Raw genomic sequence first — 17,825 nt, 5'->3', positions numbered from 1 at the left:
CTCTTGGTACGCAAAAGTGCCGGATCACCGATTAATGCCACACACGCCGATGTGACCGAGTCCTTTTTCGTCACCGAGGGCTATGCTGCCCAAGCGACGACACACGCGGGCCGTTTCGACATGGCCGCATCCGGGGTAGCGACAACGTTCAGGCTCCCCACCATCAACACGGCAGCACCGACGCGCTGGAGGTTGCGTTGACCGACGACGTCCTGGTTGTGCACGGAGGTACTCCGCTCGAAGGGCGGATCCGCGTGCGCGGCGCGAAGAACCTGGTATCGAAGGCGATGGTCGCCGCGTTGCTCGGCGACAGCCCGAGCCGGCTGTTCGACGTGCCCAAGATCCGCGATGTCGAGGTGGTGCGAGGTCTGCTCGGCCTGCACGGCGTCAAGGTCACCGACGGCACCGAGGACGGCGAGCTCGTCTTCGACCCGGCGAACGTGGAGAGCGCCAGCACCGACCAGATCAACGTGCACGCCGGTTCCAGCCGGATCCCGATCCTGTTCTGCGGCCCGCTGCTGCACCGCCTCGGGCACGCGTTCATCCCGGATCTGGGTGGCTGCCACATCGGCCCGCGCCCGATCGACTTCCACCTCCAGGCGCTGCGCGAGTTCGGCGCCACTGTCGAGAAGCGGCCCGAGGGTCTGCACCTGTCCGCGCCGAACGGGCTGCACGGCACCAAGTTCGCGCTGCCGTACCCGAGCGTCGGCGCCACCGAGCAGGTGCTGCTGACCGCCGTGATGGCCGAGGGCGTCACCGAGCTGCGCAACGCCGCCGTGGAGCCGGAGATCATCGACCTGATCTGCATCCTGCAGAAGATGGGCGCGATCATCAAGGTCCACACCGACCGGGTGATCGAGATCCAGGGCGTGCCCAAGCTGCACGGCTACACCCACCGGCCGATCCCGGACCGCATCGAGGCGGCGAGCTGGGCGGCCGCCGCCCTGGCGACCCGTGGTCACGTCGAGGTGCTGGGCGCGCAGCAGGCCGACATGATGACCTTCCTGAACATCTTCCGCTCGGTCGGCGGCGAGTACGAGGTCACCGACGCCCGCGCGCCGAAGCTGGGCGACCCCGGTCAAGAGGGCGGCATCCGCTTCTGGCACCCGGGTGGCGAGCTGAACGCGGTGGCGCTGGAGACCGACGTGCACCCCGGTTTCATGACCGACTGGCAGCAGCCGCTGGTCGTGGCGCTGACCCAGGCCCGCGGCCTGTCGATCGTCCACGAGACGGTCTACGAGCAGCGGCTGGGCTACACCGAGGCCCTCAACTCGATGGGCGCCAACATCCAGGTCTACCGGGACTGCCTCGGCGGCACCCCGTGCCGCTTCGGCCGGCGCAACTTCAAGCACTCCGCGGTGATCGCCGGGCCGAGCAAGCTGCACGCCGCCGACCTGGTCATCCCGGATCTGCGGGCCGGGTTCAGCCACCTGATCGCCGCGCTCGCGGCCGAGGGCACCTCCCGGGTGTACGGCGTGGATCTGATCAACCGGGGCTACGAGGACTTCGAGGCGAAGCTCGCCGATCTGGGCGCGCACGCCGAGCGTCCGTAACCTCGCTCACCCATCGTTCGGATATGACGGCTCCAGGTCGCGCTGCGACCTGGAGCCGTCGGCCGCTGTACCGCGATGTGCACAGGGCGCGGACCGTTGGCTACCCTTGCCGCGTGCCGTCGCTCTTTCGCCGCAAGTCCACCGACCTCGTCGACGAGGCCGTCACCTCGGTGACCCCCGAGGAGACCGCTGAGCGTTCCCGGGGTTACACCCCAGCCAAGGGTCGGGAGACGCCCAAGCGGCCGACCGTCGGCCGTCGCCCGGCCGGCCCCACTCGCCCCCTCACCAAGGAGGAGGAGCGGGAGCGTCGCCGTCAACTGCGCGCCGAGGCGGCGTCGGAGTTCCGCCGTGAGGGTGGCCCCCGCGACCGTGGCCCGGAGCGGCTGCTGGCCCGCAACGTGGTCGACTCCCGGCGTACCGTCGGCACCTGGTTCTTCGGCGGCGCGCTGATCGTGCTGGTCGGGTCGAACGCCGCCATGCCGCCGCTGGTCCGACTGATCTCCAACGTGCTCTGGGGCGCGCTGGCGCTGGGTGTGGTCGTCGACTCGGTGCTGATCTGCCGCAAGATCAGCAAGCTGGTCCGGGAACGCTTCCCGAAGACCGACCAGCGGATGGGCTCGCTCTTCCTCTACGCGGTCATGCGGTCGATCACCTTCCGCCGGATGCGCGCTCCGGCGCCCCAGGTCAAACTGGGCGACAAGGTCTGACCCCCGGCTCCACTCCCGCATCTCCAAGATCCGCGCGACATCAGCGAAACTGCTGCCTCAGACATCTCCGAGGCAGCAGTTTCGCCGTAACTGCGCGGATCTCGTCGTGCGTTCATCATGCTGAACGGGTCGTTGTTCGACAGACCGAACATTTGACCAATGGAGCGAAGGCATGCCTTCGGAACCGGCTGCTCCCCTGGCCACCATCGCCGCGGCTCTGCGCCGGGAGCGGGAACGGGTCGGCATCTCGCTGACCGAGCTGGCCCGCCGGGCGGGGGTGGCCAAGTCGACCCTCTCCCAGCTGGAGTCGGGCACCGGAAACCCGAGTGTGGAGACGCTCTGGGCGCTGGGCGTCGCACTCGGTGTGCCGTTCAGCCGGCTGGTGGAGCCCGTCGACGACGGCGTACGGGTCATCCGCGCCGGGGACGGGCCGCGCGTGCGCTCGGAACGGGCCGACTTCAGCGGAACGCTGCTCAGCGCCGGTGCGGCGCACCTGCGCCGGGACGTCTACCTGATCAGGTTGGAGCCGGGCGCGGTCCGAGCCGGGCACGGACACACCCCGCGCAGCATCGAGCACGTGGTGGTCGCTGCCGGCCGGCTGCGGGTGGGGCCCGAGGCGGCACCTGTCGACCTCGAACCCGGTGACTACGCCACGTTCCCCGGCGACGCCCCGCACCGTTACGAGGCGCTCGCTCCCGGTACGTTCGCCGTCCTCATCATGGAGCACCCCTGAACGAGGACGGCGATCCCGCCGCAGCCGGGTTGCCGTCGAGTGCGGTATGGTCGGACAGCAGATTCGCTTATAGGACCAAATGTCCGAAACCAATGGGATAACGTTTGCGCCGGTGGGCGGTGCCACAGTGGCGGTGAGCGAGCCCACGCCGTTACCCTCCATCCGCAGCCACGGCCTGCCGGAGCAGCGATCTGACCGGCACGGGCGGCCCCAGCGCGACAATTTGCAACGAGGTGACAACGCGTGAGCGAGCGGACGCGAGCCGGCCACCGGGGCGTGGCAGGCGGCGACCGGACGCCCAGCGGTCACCCGACGACGGCTGCGGACACCTCACCCCCGGCGAGAATCGGCCCAGCGGCCGGGTGTGGCGACGGGCTCGACGGATGAACGGCCGCTACACCGACCGGTGGTCAGATCCGAACGAACCGTCCTGGGTGGTCGAGCCGACCACCGAGTGGCACCCCCAGTTCCCCGGCCAGCGGTACGCCGGCGACATCGGCATGCCGCACCAGCCGCCACCGCGCGGCCGCGCGACGGTGTCCGGTCGCGCCGAGGTGCCGCCGCTGGCGCCCACCCGCCCGGACGGCACCTACCTCGGCCGGTCCTGGTCCGACGAACCACCGGCCGAACAGGCACCGCACGGCCGTTCCTGGGTGGACGACGAGCCGGGTGAGGCATCGGCCTACAGCCGACTCCGCAGCGACGAGCTCTCGGCGGACACCTACGGCCGGCCCGACAACGCCGACTCCCGCCACTACGACCACGAGCCGTACCGTCGTCCGCTGCCCGAGCCACCCCGCCGCGATGACCGCCGCTCGCCCGAGTCGGACCGACGTACCGCCTGGTCCGACCGGCGCCCCGCCGACGAGCGGGGGCCGGCGCGGGAAGCCGCCTGGCACCGGGACCAGCCCACCCCCGAGCGGTACGACAGCCGCCGTCCCCGGCAGGAGCCCACCGAGCGGGATCGGGGTTACCGGGGCTCTCCGCCGGTCTCCCCCGCGCCCCGGCCCGAACCCGGCTGGGTGCCCGAGTCGGACGACACACCACGTCGGCGCGGCGCACCGGAACGACCGGCCGCAGGTTACGAACGGCACACCGGCGACGGGTACGGCGTCCGACCGACCCGCGACCACGACGGCCGCGTCGCCGACGGGGTCGACCCGTGGGCACCCGTGGACGGCCGCGCGCGATACCGCGCCGACGGGTACCCGGACCGGGCCACCGACGACCCGCGCCGCCCAGAGCCGCGCTACCGCCCGGACGAGGGGATCGGCGCCGCACCCTCCCCCAACGGGGGACGACGGCGTCGCCCCGAGCCGGACCTGCCCGACCAGCCTCGCCTCGACGACGACCGGCGACGGCCCGACACCGACCCGCACCGGCAGCAGCCCCGTGAGGCGGCGGCCCGCGCCGAGGCGTACCCGGACCGGCGGCCCCGCGAGCAGGCCCGCCCGGACACCTACCGCGACAACGGGTACCGCGAGGACGCGCCTCGTGAGGACGCGTACCGCGAGCCCCGGCCACAGCCGGGCCAGCGCTCGGACGGCAGTCTGCCCTGGCCAGCACCGGGTCCGGTGCGCCAGGACCGCACCCCGGACCGCACCCGGGAACCGGGGCACCGCACCGATCCACCCCGCACCGGAGACCCCCACCGCACCGCGGACCCGCAACGCACCGATCCGCACCGCGATCCCGATCCGCACCGCGGTTCTGACCCGCACCGCGGTCCCGACCCGCACCGCAGTCCCGATCCGCACCGCACCGCGGACCCGTACCGCGGCGCAGAGCCGGGCATCGCGTCGCGGCCGGCCGCCCGGTCCGAACGGCCGACGACCACGCCGTCCCGGCCCGACGATCGCCCGGCGGCCACCCCGGCGCGGTACGACGATCGACCGGTACGCCCGGCCGCCTCGGCGCCGCCCGCGCCCAGCCGTGCCATGCCGGTCCCACCGGTCTCCCCGGAGCGACCGGTGTCGTCGGCCCCCGTCTCGCCCGGTTGGGACCGACCGCTGTCGGCCGTCCCGGTCTCCCCCGCCTCGCCGGATCGGCCGGTGTCACCAGCGTCCGACTCCCGCGCCACCCGCGGCTGGGACCGGCCGGTGTCAGCCGCCCCGGTCTCCCCAGATCGGCCGGTGTCACCGGCACCCGTCTCTCCCGCCGCGCCCGGCTGGGACCGGCCGGTGTCGGCCGCTCCGGTCTCCCCCGCCTCCGACCGGCCCGTCTCGGGGCCGCCCGCCGCGCGCCTGCGGCTGGAGTACCTGCCCGCGCCCGTGGACCCGCCCGGCGCCGACGAGCGCTCGGCTGCCGAGCCAGCATCGGGACGCCGGCCGCTGGCCGAACCGCCGCCGGCGTCTGGCGCGCATCCCGCCCCGCCGCCGCGTTACCCCGGCCCGGACAGCGGGGACCGTCCGGTGGACCAGCGGCGCGGCGAGGAGCCGGGCCCGGACCGCCGTCGGGTCGGCGACCCGTTGGCCGGCACCCCACCGACCGACCGCCGCCCGACCTCCCCGGACCGCTCGCCCCACGGGGAGCGGCCGCACCCCGCCGATCGCCCGGCCGCGCCGGAACGCCCGGCCGCGCAGCAGCGCCCGTACTCGCCGGAGCGACTGGCCCCGACGGCGGACGCGCGCCCGTCGGTGGCCCCGCCACCCACCTGGCAGGCACCGCCGCCACCGGCGACCCGCCCCGACCCGACCCCGGCCGACCCGACGCCCGCGGTTCCGGCTCCGGCGGCGTCGCAGCCACCGGCGCCGGTGCTCCCGCCGGCCCCCGGCACGCCGCGCCGCTACGTACCCCCGCCGCCCTCGGAAGAGCCGGTGGGGCCCGTTCACGAGCCGGACGACGTTCCGGGCACGCGCGGGCCGGAAGCGTGGTTCAGCCCCGCTCAGCCCGCCGAATCCGACCAGGCCGAGCCCGCGACCGACCAGCGGTCCGTCGACCCGGTCGACGACGAGTCGATGACCGGCGACCCCGACCTCTCCGCGACACCGATCGAACCGGACGCGCAGACGTCGGCGTCTGCGGCCGACACCCACCTCGACGTGACCGACGAGCAGGCCAGCGGGTCGACAGCAGACGACGCGTTCGACCCGGTCTCCGCACCGCCCGCCCACCCCGTTTCCGGTGCCCCTCGGATCTGGGCGGACGACCTGGACGACGATCCGCGGCCCGCTTTCGACACGGGAACGTTGCACGGCGACCAGCCCGTCTCTGGCGCACCTGTCGTCGCGATGCCCCATCAGCGGACCGAAGCCGACCCCGAAGCCGAGGGTGAGGCCGGCCAGCAGCCCCTCACCGCTTCGCCCAGCGACGACACCTACCCGGTCGAGCACACCCCGACGGACGAACTCGCGACACCCGACGAGCCGACGGACGCGATAGACGATCCGAACGCGGACCCGGCGGATGGTTCGCGAATCGACGAGTGGCGGAGCGACGCGGCACCGCACGTCACGTCTGCGGACGACACGAGCCCGCCCGTCTCCGCACCGCCCGCCTCGGTCACGCCGGTCTCCGCTCCTCCGGCACCGCCGGTATCGGCACCGCCCGCGGCACCCGTCTCCGCGCCGCCAGCGCCCGTCTCCGCGCCGCCATCACTCGCCGCAGCGCCCGTCTCCGCGCCACCCATCCCCATCGCGCCCATCTCCGCGCCGCCAGCGCCGACCCCAGCCCCGGTGTCCGCACCACCCGCCTCGGCGCAGCCGTACCCCGTAGCACCGGTCTCCGCGCCGCCGGCGCCCGTCTCCGCGCCACCGGCCTCGACACCACCGCCCACCGCAGCGCCCGTCTCCGGGCCACCAGCGTCGGTAGTGCCGACGTCCGGGCCGCCAGCGTCGGTGGTGCCGACGTCCGGGCCACCCGCGTCGGTGGTGCCAACATCCGGGCCACCAGCGTCGGTAGTGCCGACCTCCGGGCCACCCGCGTCGGCCGTGCCCGGCCCGAGGATCGGCTCGGACGGGGAGAACGGGCCGGTGTCCGCGCCACCCGACGAGGCACCGCCGGTGCTGACCCGCCCGTCGCTGGCCGACCCGGGCGACCCGGAGCAGGTGCTGGCCGCGTACCGGTGGCGGTTGGACCCGGTCACCCTGCGCGAGGAACTGACGGAGCCGGACGACCTGCGGGCCATCCGGCGGCGGCTGACCGAGAAGTTGGGATCGGCGGTCGACAACCGGGCCCGGGCCCGGCTGCTCAGCCTGCGGGCGGTGGCCTCGCGGATTCTCGGCGACCTGGACGACGCGCTGGCCGACGGTCGGCTCGCCCTCACCTACGCCGAGGCCACCGGCGAGCTGCGCCGGACCGCGCTGGCCCAGGCCCGGCTGGCCCACGTGCTGCGCTGGCGCGGCGACTTCGCCGAGGCCGACCAACTCTTCGCCCAGGCCAACTCGGTCGAGTTGCCCGACCGGCTGCGGGCCGCGCTGCACGAGCACGCCGGGCGGTCGTGTTACGACCAGGGACGACTCATGGAGGCCTGCGAACACTTCGAGAAGGCGCTCGACCTGCGCGGCGCGGGCGACGCCGAACTGTTGGACCGGGTCCGGGTGGCCCTCGACGCGGTCACCATCCGGGCCGAGGCCGATGGTTTCGGGGCGTACCCCCGGGGTCGGGACGAGGTGCTCGACCGGGACCGACCCCCGTTGCCGGACCGGGACGGGTCGCTGTGGGGTTACACCAGCCAGGACGGCGATGTGGTCGTCCCCGCCCGGTACGCCGAGGCGCAGCCCTTCCACGACGGGTTGGCCTGGGTTCGCCGGCCGGACACCGACCGCTGGTCGCTGATCAACCTGCTCGGTACGACGGTGATCCCGCCGTCCTTCCGGGCCGCGCAGCCGTTCAGCGACGGCCTGGCCTGGGTGGTCGGCGAGGGTGGTTGGACGGCGATCGACGCGACCGGGGCGGTGCAGGTCGCGCCCAACTTCGCCGAGGTACGACCGTTCCGGCGTGGGCTGGCCGCGGTGCGGCGCGAGGGGTGGGGGGCTGTCGACCGGACCGGTCGGGTCATCGTGCCCACCCGCTACCACGGCTTCGTCACCGAGTTGGCCGACGGCCAGCAGATCGACGGTTTCACCGACGAAGGGCTCGCCGTGGTCGACGTCGCGGGACGGCGGGGCGTGGTGGACCGCACCGGCACGGTACTGGTGCCGGCAGCGCACCCGATGCTGGTCATCCACCCCGTGGCGTTCCTGATCGAGAGCGACAACGGGCGGTGGGGCGCGCTGGACCGGCGCGGCGTGCCGCTCATCGATCCGGTGCACCGCGATCGCGCCGAGGTGCTGGAGGAGATCGACCGGCTACTCACCGACGCCAACCCGGTGCTCTGAGTCACCGGTCGTCAGTCTTGATCCACTGGAGTTAGGGTCGGTACATGGAATTCCGACACCTGGGCCGTTCCGGCCTGATGGTCAGCGAGATCTCGTACGGCAACTGGATCACCCACGGGTCGCAGGTCGAGGAGGACGCCGCGTTCGCCTGCGTCCGGGCCGCACTCGACGCGGGGATCACGACCTTCGACACCGCCGACGTGTACGCCGGCACCCGAGCAGAGGACGTGCTCGGCCGGGCGCTGGAGAACGAGCGCCGGGAGGGCCTGGAGATCTTCACCAAGGTCTACTGGCCGACCGGTCCGGGCCGCAACGACCGTGGCCTGTCCCGCAAGCACATCATGGAGTCGATCAACGGCTCGCTGCGCCGGCTGCGTACCGACTACGTGGACCTCTACCAGGCCCACCGGTACGACTACAGCACGCCGCTGGAGGAGACGATGGAGGCGTTCGCCGACGTCGTCCACTCCGGCAAGGCGCACTACATCGGGGTCTCCGAGTGGACCGCCGAGCAGCTGCGCGCCGCGCACCCGCTCGCCCGGGAGCTGCACATCCCGCTGGTCTCCAACCAACCTCAGTACTCGATGCTCTGGCGGGTCATCGAGACCGAGGTGGTGCCGGCCAGTGAGGAGCTGGGCATCGGGCAGATCGTCTGGTCGCCGATGGCGCAGGGTGTGCTCTCCGGCAAGTACCTGCCGGGGCAGCCGCCGCCGGCCGGTTCCCGCGCCACCGACGAGAAGTCCGGTGCGGGCTTCATCTCCCGGTTCATGAACGACGACGTGCTCACCCGGGTGCAGCAGCTCAAGCCAATCGCCGAGCAGGCCGGGCTGAGCATGGCCCAGCTCGCCGTGGCGTGGGTCCTGCAGAACCCGAACGTCTCGTCGGCGATCATCGGCGCGTCCCGCCCCGAGCAGGTGCACGACAACGTGAAGGCGGCCGGGGTGAAGCTCGACGCCGACCTGCTCAAGGCGATCGACGACATCGTCGGGCCGGTCACCGAGCGGGACCCGGCGAAGACCGAGTCCCCCGCGCAGCGTCCCTGACGCCGTTCCGGCCCGGCCGGCGCGAAACCCTCGCGCCGACCGGGCCGGGTCAGGTCAGGTCCGTCTGGTAGCCGATTCAGGTCAACTCTGCCCGGTCGCCGGTCACCGCCAGAAGCGAATCAGCTCCAGGCCGGTGGCGTAGAGCCACGACGGCAGACCGAGCAGGTCACCGACCGCGAAGACAGCGTCGAAGAACCAGCCGCCGATGCGCGGGTTCCACAGCAGCGCGAAGAGCAGGATGAAGCCGTACGGCGCGAACAGGTCGTACATCTTGCGCCACTGCGGGTTGAGCCACGGCTGGATCATGTTGCCGCCATCCAGGCCAGGCACCGGCAGCAGGTTCAGGAAGCTCGCGGTGAGCTGGAGGAAGGCGAGCAGCGCCACCCCGGCCCAGAACTCCACCGGACCACCCGACTGGGTGCCGAGCCGCACCGCCGCCACCAACACCAGCGTGAACAGCACGTTTGTCGCCGGGCCGGCGAGGCTGACCAGGGTGTGCCGCAGTCGACCCGGGATGGCGTGCCGGTCCACCCAGACCGCGCCACCGGGCAGGCCGATGCCGCCGAGCAGCACCACCACCACCGGCAGCACTATCGACAGCAACGGGTGGGTGTACTTCAACGGGTTGAGCGTCAGGTAGCCGCGATGGGCGATGTCCCGGTCGCCGGCCCGGTAGGCCACCACCGCGTGGGCGTACTCGTGCAGGCAGAGCGACACCAGCCAGCCGGACACCACGAAGAGGAACACGTTGAACCGGACGCTGCCGTACCCGTTCCAGGTCAGCACCCCGCTGACCGCGAAGAGCGCGACCAGGCCGAGGAAGACCGGGCTGGGCCGGAACGCCGCCTTGGGCACGCCGAGGACCAGCCCGTCACCGCCCGGGCGGTCGTAGGCCATCACTCGGCCGTGGGCAGCAGGCTCATCCGGTACTCCACCCGGTCGTCCTCGACGAGCGCGACCGAGGTGACGCCGGACGCCGCGAGCTCCCGCCAGGTCTGACCGATCCAGGATTCGGCGTCGGCCTGGCTGCTGAACGACTCCGCCGGCCCCTCGACCGTCTTGCCGTCCGTGCCCTCGTACCGCCAGCTCCACGCCATGCCGCGTCTCCCCTCGCCGCTGAAGTCCCCGTGGGACGAACCCTCGCCAGCGTAGTCGGCCCGACGCGCAACGGCCGCTCGCTCGCCCCGGCAGAGCCCCACGGGGTGGATCAATCCAATCGACGCCGGCCGGTACGGTGGCTCGGTGCTGACACGGGGAGTGCTGCTCGGCGACCGATACCGGCTGGGCGAGCGGGTGGCGACGGGTGGGATGGGCGCGGTCTGGCGCGGCACTGACGTGCTGCTGGAACGCGAGGTCGCCGTGAAGGTTCTGCTGCCGTCGCTGGTCGCCGATCCGGAGTTCACCGCCCGCTTCCGGGCCGAGGCGCGGATGCTGGCCGCGCTGCGGCACCCCGGAGTGGTGCCGGTGCACGACGTGGGGCAGGCCGCGCTCGACGACGGCAGCCAGGTCGACTACCTGGTGATGGAGTACGTCGACGGCGAGCCGCTGTCCGCCCGAGTGCGCGCGGTCGGGCGGCTGGACCCGGCCACCGCCATGTCGGTGCTGGCCCAGGCCGCCGACGCGCTGCACACCGCCCACCTCGCCGGCATCGTGCACCGGGACGTGAAGCCGGGCAACCTGCTGGTCAAGGCCGACGGCACCGTGGTGCTCGTCGACTTCGGCATCGCCCGGTCCCGCACCATGGCTGGGCTCACCGCCGCGAACATGGTGCTCGGCACCGCCTCGTACATGTCTCCCGAGCAGGCCACCGGGCAGCCGGTCTCGGCCGCCACCGACATCTACGCGCTCGGCGCTGTGGCGTACTTCTGCCTTGCCGGGCAGCCGCCCTTCCACGGTGACAACCCCCTCGCGGTGGCGCTGCGGCACGCGCAGGAGGACCCGGCGCCGCTGCCAGCGGACACCCCACCGGCGGTCGCCGCCGTGGTGAGCCGCGCGCTGGCCAAGCGTCCGGAGGACCGGTTCGGCAGCGCCGCCGAGTTGGCCGCTGCCGCCGCCGACGCCCGCGACGCGACACTGGCCAGCATTCCGGTCTCGGCCCGCCCACCGTGGGCGCTGGCCGCCCCCACCCCGGGGACGCCCGCGGCCGTTCCGGTCACGCCGGCTGCCACACCCCCCGCCCCGCAGGCCGCACCGGCCCCCGTGCCGCCGGCCGCACCGCCGCTCTCGGCCGGACCGACGCCGGTCGGGCAGCCCGCGCCGGTCGGGGCTGCCGCCGTGCGCACGCCGGCCGGCTTCGCGGCCTCGCCGGTGAGCGGGCCGGGGTCGACCCGGGAGGACGTGTTGCGGACGGGGTCGTCCGGCCGGCGCCGCCAACTGCTGATCGGGGTCGGCGCGGGCGCTCTCGTGGCGCTGATCGCCATGGCCGTGGCGGCCCTGGTGCCCGACGGGGAGCCGGGTGGGGCGGACCATCCACCCGCGCTGGCCGGCGAGTCGGCGGCGGCCCCGGACGGCGGCGCACTCGACGACGGAGGTGCGAGCACCTCGGGACCCGCACCGAGCGGCGCGCCGAGTACCAGCCGCACCGCGTCCGCCGCACCGACCGTCTCCGGCGGACAGCCCGACGCGCCGACCAACGCGCCGGACCCGCGCACCACGACGCCGGGCAGCACACCGACCGGTACGGCCAGCAGCCGACCGACGCCCACCCGCACCCCGTCGAGCCGGCCCAACCCGTACACGGCCGCACAGGCGTGCGGCAGCGGCTACCAGGTGATCGACTCGGCGACGCTGACCGGCGGGGACGGGCAGCGCAAGGGCCGGGTCTTCCTGCTGTACCACTCGGGCAACGGCACCAACTGCGTGGTGACCCTCAAGGACGCCGCGGTCGGTGCGAAGTCGGCCGCCTCGGCGTACCTGGAGGTGCAGGGGCGGGCACGCAGCACCGACAGCGGGTCCTTCGACTACTACGCCGGACCGGTGCGGGCCACCGCCGCTGGGACGTGCGTCAAGTGGGGCGGCTCCACCGGCGGGGTCAGTTACGGCAGCGGGTTCGAACACTGCGACTGAACGACGGGCCGGCAGGCACCACAACCCTGGGCGGCCTTAAGGTACGGGCATGTCCGTAGACGGGTGGAACACGGTCCTGGTGCTCGGCGGTATCCGGTCCGGCAAGTCCGAGTTCGCCGAGTCCCTGGTCACCGACGCGCCGGTGGTCCGCTACGTCGCCACCGCGCCCGAGGGCGACCCGGAGGACACCGAGTGGGCGACCCGGCTGGCGGCGCATCGGGCCCGACGGCCGGGAAGCTGGACCACCGAGGAGACCACCGAGGACCCACGCCGGCTAGCCGACGTGCTGGAGTCCGCCGAGCCCAACGAGATGCTGCTCGTCGACGACCTGGGCGGCTGGGTGACGGTGCTGCTCGACCCGGATCACCAGCCCGCCGACGACGTGGCCACCATCGCCGAGCTGGCCGAGGCGATCCGCGGGTGCGCCGCGCGGGTGGTGCTGGTGAGCCCCGAGGTGGGGCTGTCGCTGGTGCCGACCACCCCGCTGGGCCGGGCGTTCACCGACGCCTTGGGCGCGGCCAACCGCGCGGTCGCCGACGCCTGCGACGCGGTCGTACTGGTCGTCGCCGGTCAGCCGGTCTGGCTCAAGCCGGCCGCCACCGCTACCGAACCGTCCGTTCCCGCCACAGTGACCGCGCCGACGGCCGCCGCCACCGCACCGATCGTGGCCAGCCTGGCCGACGCCGAGCCCACCCCCGAGGTTCAGCTGCCCGACGTGCTGACCCCCACGCCACCGGCCGCCCCGACCGCGGAGCCGGGCAACCCGTGGGCCGCGCCGACAATGGCGCTGCCGATGGTGTCCACCGGGCTGGTCATTCAGCCCGGCATGGAGCTGCCGATGCCCGACGAGTACGCCGGCCCGCAGGCGGTCGACCGGCTGACCACCCTTGACGTACCGGGCGCCGGGCTGGGCGTGCTGGACCGGGTGGTGGGCTTCGCCGCCACCACCCAGGGCACCTCGACCCCCGCCCCCTGGGGCTCGGTGCGGGTGCTGCTGCTGCACGGCGACCACGCCGGCGGGGCGGCGGCCGGCACCGTCGCCGGTGAGTCGGCGCGCCGCGCCGCGCAGGCCCGCGCCGGCCAGGGCGCGTTGGCGCGGCTGGCCGCCGAGAGCGGCGCGAGTCTCCAGGTGGTGGACACTCCTGCCTCCGCGCCGATCGAAGACCAACCGGCCCTCGCGCCGGAGCAGGTGGAGTCCGCGCTGCGCTACGGCTGGCGGTTGGCCGAGCAGGCCGCCGACGCCGGCGTACAACTGCTGGTGCTCGGCGCGTGCGGCGCCGGCACCGAGGCGGCGGCCGCGGCGGTGCTCGCGGCGACAGCGGGCGCGGAGCCGCCCGCCGTGTTGGGCCGGGTGATCACCGACTCCGGCGAGATCGACGACGCGGCGTGGATGATCCGCTGCGCGGCGGTGCGCGACGCGCTGCACCGCACCAGACGCTCGTCGCGCGGCGCCAAGGACATCCTGGCCGAGCTGGGCGGCGGCGACGTGGCGGTGGCCACCGGCGTGCTGCTCGGCGCCACCGCCCGCCGGGTGCCGGTACTGCTCGACGGGCCGGTCGGGTTGGCCGCCGGCATGGTGAGCCGCGACCTGGCCGGGCAGGCCCGGCACTGGTGCCTGCTGGCCGACCACGGCGGGCACCCGGCCGTACGACTCGCCGCCGACGTGCTGGGCCTCACCCCGCTGCTCGACCTGCGGATGGATCTCGGCGAGGGCGCGAACGCGCTCGTCGCGCTGCCGCTGCTGCGCTCGGTGTTGGCGCTGTCCGCCGCGCTGCCGGTGCACCCGTCGCTGGCCGGCACCGACGACACCGAACCGGTCGCCGACGAGCCGGAGTCCACCGACCCGAGCTACGCCGACTCGGATCTCACCGAGCCCGACTCGACCGAGCCCGACTTCGCCGAGCCGGAGCCGGCCGGGCCGGGCCCGGCCAGCACCGGGGCGGACGAGCAGCCGGCGTCGGGCTGGCGTGCCGGCTGAGCCACGGCTGCTCGCGGGGGCCCGGCTGGCGGTCACCACGTTCACCACGCTGCCGGTGCGGGCCGGGCGCATCGACCGCCCGGTCGCCGGCACGGCGATGGCCCTCGCCCCGGTGGTCGGCGCGCTGCTCGGCGCAGTGCTGGCCGGTGTGCTGCTGCTGGCCGGGGCGCTCGCCCCACCGCTGGTGGCGGCCGGTGTGACAGTCGGCGTCGCCGCACTGCTCAGCCGAGGGCTGCACCTGGACGGGCTGGCCGACACAGTGGACGCGCTCGGCTCGTACCGGCGGGGCGCTGCCGCCCTGGAGATCATGAAGAAGCCGGACGTCGGCCCGTTCGGAGTGGTCGCCCTGGTGGTCGTACTCCTGGTGCAGGCCGCGGCGCTCGCCGACCTCGCCGGTCGGTCCTGGCCGGCGTGCCTCGCGGCGGTGGTAGCGGCGACCGCGGCCGGGCGGCTCGGTGTCACTGTGGCCTGCCGGCGGGGCGTGCCGGCGGCCCGGCCCGACGGGCTGGGCGCGCTCGTCGCCGGCACGGTCGGCCCGGTGGCGGTGGCCGCCGGCGCGGTCGCCGTCGTGCTGCTGGCGGTGCCCGCGGTGCCGGACCGACCGTGGCAGGGGCCGCTGGCCGTCGTCGCCGCGATCGCCGTCGCGCTACCGCTGCTCAACCACGTGGTACGCCGCCTCGGCGGGATCACCGGCGACGTCCTCGGGGCGACCGTCGAGGTGGTCACCACGCTGGTCTACCTGGGTCTGGTGCTGTCCGGCTGAACCGGGCCCGGCGGGCCGGGTAGCGTTCGGCTCGACAACACCGGCGCGGCCACCGGGGGATCCCACAATGCTCATCACGGACGACTTCCTGCCCGTACCGGTGCCGGAGTCGCTCAGCGCGACCTACCTGGTGCCGATGGCGGGGCTACCGAAGGTCAGTGCGAAGACAGCGGTGGCGGCCCTGACCGGCCGGCTGGCCGAGCCGGTGCACGGGCTGGCCCGGCAGATGCTCGACAGCCCGCTGATGAGCGTCGACACCCGGCCTATCGCCGAGTTCCCCGAGCTGCCACCGGACCTGCTCACCGCGTTCGGTGCCACCAAGGAGCAGCTGGACCGGCTGGCGGCGGCGACGCACCTGGTGGTCGTACAGGCCGAGTACCGGCCCGGTTGGCCACCCGCGCACGAGTGGGCCGCCCGGGCGGTCGCGGCCGCCGTGGCGGAATCCGTCGACAGCGACGTGGTGGACGTCTTCGGCCTCCAGTTCCTCGACCCGGCGACCGCGCTGCGCTCCCTCCCCGACGAGCAGGGCCGCATCCGACTTGTCGACTGGGTGCTGGTGCCGTACTCCTCGGACAACGAGGGCCTGTGGTTCACCACCAAGGGGCTGCGCCGCTTCGGTCTGCTGGAGTTGCAGACCCAGGGGGTGCCCGACCACCTCACCCGCGCCTGGGGTGCGGTGATGACCGGGGCGGCCCGCCGACTGCTGCGGGACTGGACCGACGGGCTCACCGGCGAGGAGGTGCCGGCGTTCGTGCAGCTCCCGGTGCTGGCCACTGTCACCGGGCACGACATCGCGGTGGCGTACGGCAACCCGGAGCAGCACGGCGCCACCGCTCCGGTGCTGCTCCGCCTCGAACTGGACCCGGCGACCGACCCGGAGGCCGACTCGTTCCTCAGCCTGCGTCCGCCTGCCGGGCACCCCGGCCCGGACGGGCGCTACTACGCCGTCGCCTGCGCGACACTGTTCTCCGGGATCCAGCCGGACGTGCGCTACGCCCGCTCCGGTGACGCGATGAGCCGTGCGGTCGCCACCGCCCGGGCCGCGCTGGATGACGCGCGGGCCCGGTTCGTCGCCGGCCAGCTCCCCGCCGAGTCGCAACTGGTGGTGAAGTACGGCCTGCCCGGAGACGACGGGCCGGAGTACGTCTGGGCGGGCGTCACCTCGTGGGAGACCCCGGAACGCATCGTCGGCGTGAGCGCCAGCGACGCCAACACCGACGAGAGCGTGCGCATCGGCGCCCCAGTGGTAGTGGAGGCGTCCGACGTTGTCGACTGGGCCGTCCTGGACGCGACAGGCGTCATAGAGGGCGGCTGGACCCAAGCGGTCCTGGACTCAGGCGAACCCCCAACCCCCTCCCGCTAACCCCCTGGCCTAGTTGATCAAGAGGTTTGCGTCAGAATCCCGTCCGAACTTGACGCAAACCTCTTGATCACCGGGGCAAGGCGGTGGGGTTACTTCACTGAGGGGGTTACGAAGGGGGGCTTCGTCAGCTTCAGGGGGGCTCGGCGGCCTCGGATGTCGATCTCTACCTCGTCGCCGTCGGTGAGGTTGGCGTTGGTGTTCAGCAGGGCCAGCGCTATGCCCTGTTTGCGGGTTGGGGAGAAGGTGCCGCTGGTCACCACACCCACCTGGGTGTCACCCACGTGCAGCGTCATGCCGGGGCGGGGGATGGCCCGGTCGACTGCCACCAGGCCGCGCAGCGTACGCCGGGGGCCGGCGGCCTTCTCGGCGAGCAGCGTGTCGCGGCCCCAGAAGGCCGGCTTGTCCCAGCCGACGGCCCAGCCGGAGCGGGCCTGCACCGGGCTGATGTCCAGGGAGAGGTCCTGCCCGTGCAGCGGGTACCCCATCTCGGTGCGCAGCGTGTCCCGGGCGGCCAGCCCGCAGGCGCGCAGCTCGAACGCCGCGCCGGCGGCGAAGAGCGCATCCCAGACGGCGACCGCGTGCTCCGCCGGCACCACCAGCTCGTAGCCCAGCTCACCCGTGTAGCCGGTACGGCAGACGGTCAGCTCCACCCCGGCCAGGCTGGCTGCGGAGAAGCTCATGTAGCCGTGTTCGGTGGGCAGGTCCAGGGCGGCCAGCAACTCGGCCGAGCGGGGGCCCTGCACGGCCAGCACCGCGTACGCCTCGTGCTCGTCGGTGACTGTCACCTGCTCGGGAGCGGCGGCGCGCAACCGGCGCACCACCTCGGCGGTGTTCGCCGCGTTCGGGATGAGGAAGACGTGGTCGTCGGCGTACAGGTAGGCGATGATGTCGTCCACCACGCCACCGCTGGCGTCGTCGCAGCAGAGCGTGTACTGCGCCCGGCCCGGGCCGATCCGGCCCAGGTCGTTGCTGAGGCAGGAGTTCACGAAGTCGGCCGCGCCGGGGCCGCTCACCCGGGCCTTGCCCAGGTGTGACACGTCGAAGACCCCGACCGCCGTACGCACGGCGGTGTGCTCCTTGAGCACTCCGCCGCCGGCGTACTCCAGGGGCATCTCCCAGCCCCCGAAGGGGGCGAACTTGGCTCCGGCGGCGGTGTGCCGCTCGTGCAGCGGGGAACGGCGCAGCCGGGTCGCGGCGGCGTCGGAGGTCACGTCGGTCATGGGTGGCAACTTACCGGGGGCAACGTCGCTGGTTAGCATCGGCGGGAGCCCGCTGGCGCTGTCGGCGGGACAGCCATGACG

The 17,825-nt window shown here is 73.8% G+C and carries 11 protein-coding genes and 1 pseudogene; 9 read left to right on the top strand and 3 right to left on the bottom strand.

What is annotated here, in order from left to right; translation table 11 throughout:
* Positions 1 to 197: 197 nt before the first annotated feature.
* The 5 genes from murA (at position 198) to OG992_RS29305 (ending at position 9,354) form a co-directional block, all read left to right on the top strand.
* On the top strand, positions 198 to 1,553 hold the full coding sequence (murA, locus tag OG992_RS29325) for a UDP-N-acetylglucosamine 1-carboxyvinyltransferase (RefSeq protein ID WP_110564159.1): 1,356 nt from the start codon (positions 198 to 200) through the stop codon (positions 1,551 to 1,553).
* A gap of 113 nt (positions 1,554 to 1,666) precedes the next feature.
* On the top strand, positions 1,667 to 2,260 hold the full coding sequence (locus OG992_RS29320; RefSeq protein ID WP_091407492.1) for a DUF3043 domain-containing protein: 594 nt from the start codon (positions 1,667 to 1,669) through the stop codon (positions 2,258 to 2,260).
* Positions 2,261 to 2,432: 172 nt separating this feature from the next.
* Entirely contained in the window at positions 2,433 to 2,993 is a 561-nt protein-coding gene (locus tag OG992_RS29315) for a helix-turn-helix domain-containing protein (RefSeq protein ID WP_238682808.1), read from the top strand.
* Between the two features lie 383 nt (positions 2,994 to 3,376).
* Positions 3,377 to 8,311 (top strand): WG repeat-containing protein, encoded by a 4,935-nt coding sequence (locus tag OG992_RS29310; protein WP_266304850.1) that lies wholly within the window; start codon positions 3,377 to 3,379, stop codon positions 8,309 to 8,311.
* A 44-nt stretch (positions 8,312 to 8,355) separates the two neighbouring features.
* On the top strand, positions 8,356 to 9,354 hold the full coding sequence (locus OG992_RS29305) for an aldo/keto reductase family protein (protein WP_238686663.1): 999 nt from the start codon (positions 8,356 to 8,358) through the stop codon (positions 9,352 to 9,354).
* Between the two features lie 102 nt (positions 9,355 to 9,456).
* On the opposite strand, the gene OG992_RS29300 is transcribed toward OG992_RS29305, so the two are convergent.
* Positions 9,457 to 10,251: a site-2 protease family protein gene (locus tag OG992_RS29300; protein ID WP_266304849.1), complete on the bottom strand. Its 795-nt coding sequence runs from the start codon at positions 10,249 to 10,251 to the stop codon at positions 9,457 to 9,459.
* A complete protein-coding gene (locus OG992_RS29295; RefSeq protein WP_238686661.1) occupies positions 10,251 to 10,451 on the bottom strand; it encodes a hypothetical protein in 201 nt (66 codons plus the stop codon). The genes OG992_RS29300 and OG992_RS29295 overlap by 1 nt, the downstream gene beginning before the upstream one ends.
* 145 nt (positions 10,452 to 10,596) lie before the next feature.
* Here OG992_RS29295 and OG992_RS29290 point away from each other — a divergent pair.
* The 4 genes and pseudogenes from OG992_RS29290 to OG992_RS29275 form a co-directional block, all read left to right on the top strand.
* A pseudogene (locus tag OG992_RS29290) lies at positions 10,597 to 12,033 on the top strand (protein kinase); the annotation flags it as partial.
* 436 nt (positions 12,034 to 12,469) lie between these two features.
* Entirely contained in the window at positions 12,470 to 14,398 is a 1,929-nt protein-coding gene (locus OG992_RS29285) for a bifunctional adenosylcobinamide kinase/adenosylcobinamide-phosphate guanylyltransferase (protein WP_266304848.1), read from the top strand.
* Complete coding sequence (locus tag OG992_RS29280) at positions 14,388 to 15,161, top strand: adenosylcobinamide-GDP ribazoletransferase (RefSeq protein WP_238686659.1); 774 nt, start codon at positions 14,388 to 14,390, stop codon at positions 15,159 to 15,161. The genes OG992_RS29285 and OG992_RS29280 overlap by 11 nt, the downstream gene beginning before the upstream one ends.
* Positions 15,162 to 15,228: 67 nt before the next feature.
* On the top strand, positions 15,229 to 16,524 hold the full coding sequence (locus OG992_RS29275) for a DUF2314 domain-containing protein (protein WP_266304847.1): 1,296 nt from the start codon (positions 15,229 to 15,231) through the stop codon (positions 16,522 to 16,524).
* Positions 16,525 to 16,613: 89 nt separating this feature from the next.
* Here OG992_RS29275 and gcvT read toward each other — a convergent pair whose 3' ends face one another.
* Positions 16,614 to 17,744: a glycine cleavage system aminomethyltransferase GcvT gene (gcvT, locus tag OG992_RS29270; RefSeq protein WP_266304846.1), complete on the bottom strand. Its 1,131-nt coding sequence runs from the start codon at positions 17,742 to 17,744 to the stop codon at positions 16,614 to 16,616.
* Positions 17,745 to 17,825 lie beyond the last annotated feature (81 nt).

It is taken from the genome of Micromonospora sp. NBC_00362 (assembly GCF_026342155.1).
GTDB classification, from domain to species: domain Bacteria; phylum Actinomycetota; class Actinomycetes; order Mycobacteriales; family Micromonosporaceae; genus Micromonospora; species Micromonospora hortensis.
Note: the sequence above shows the minus strand (reverse complement) of the source record. Positions and strands in the feature narration are given on the sequence as shown.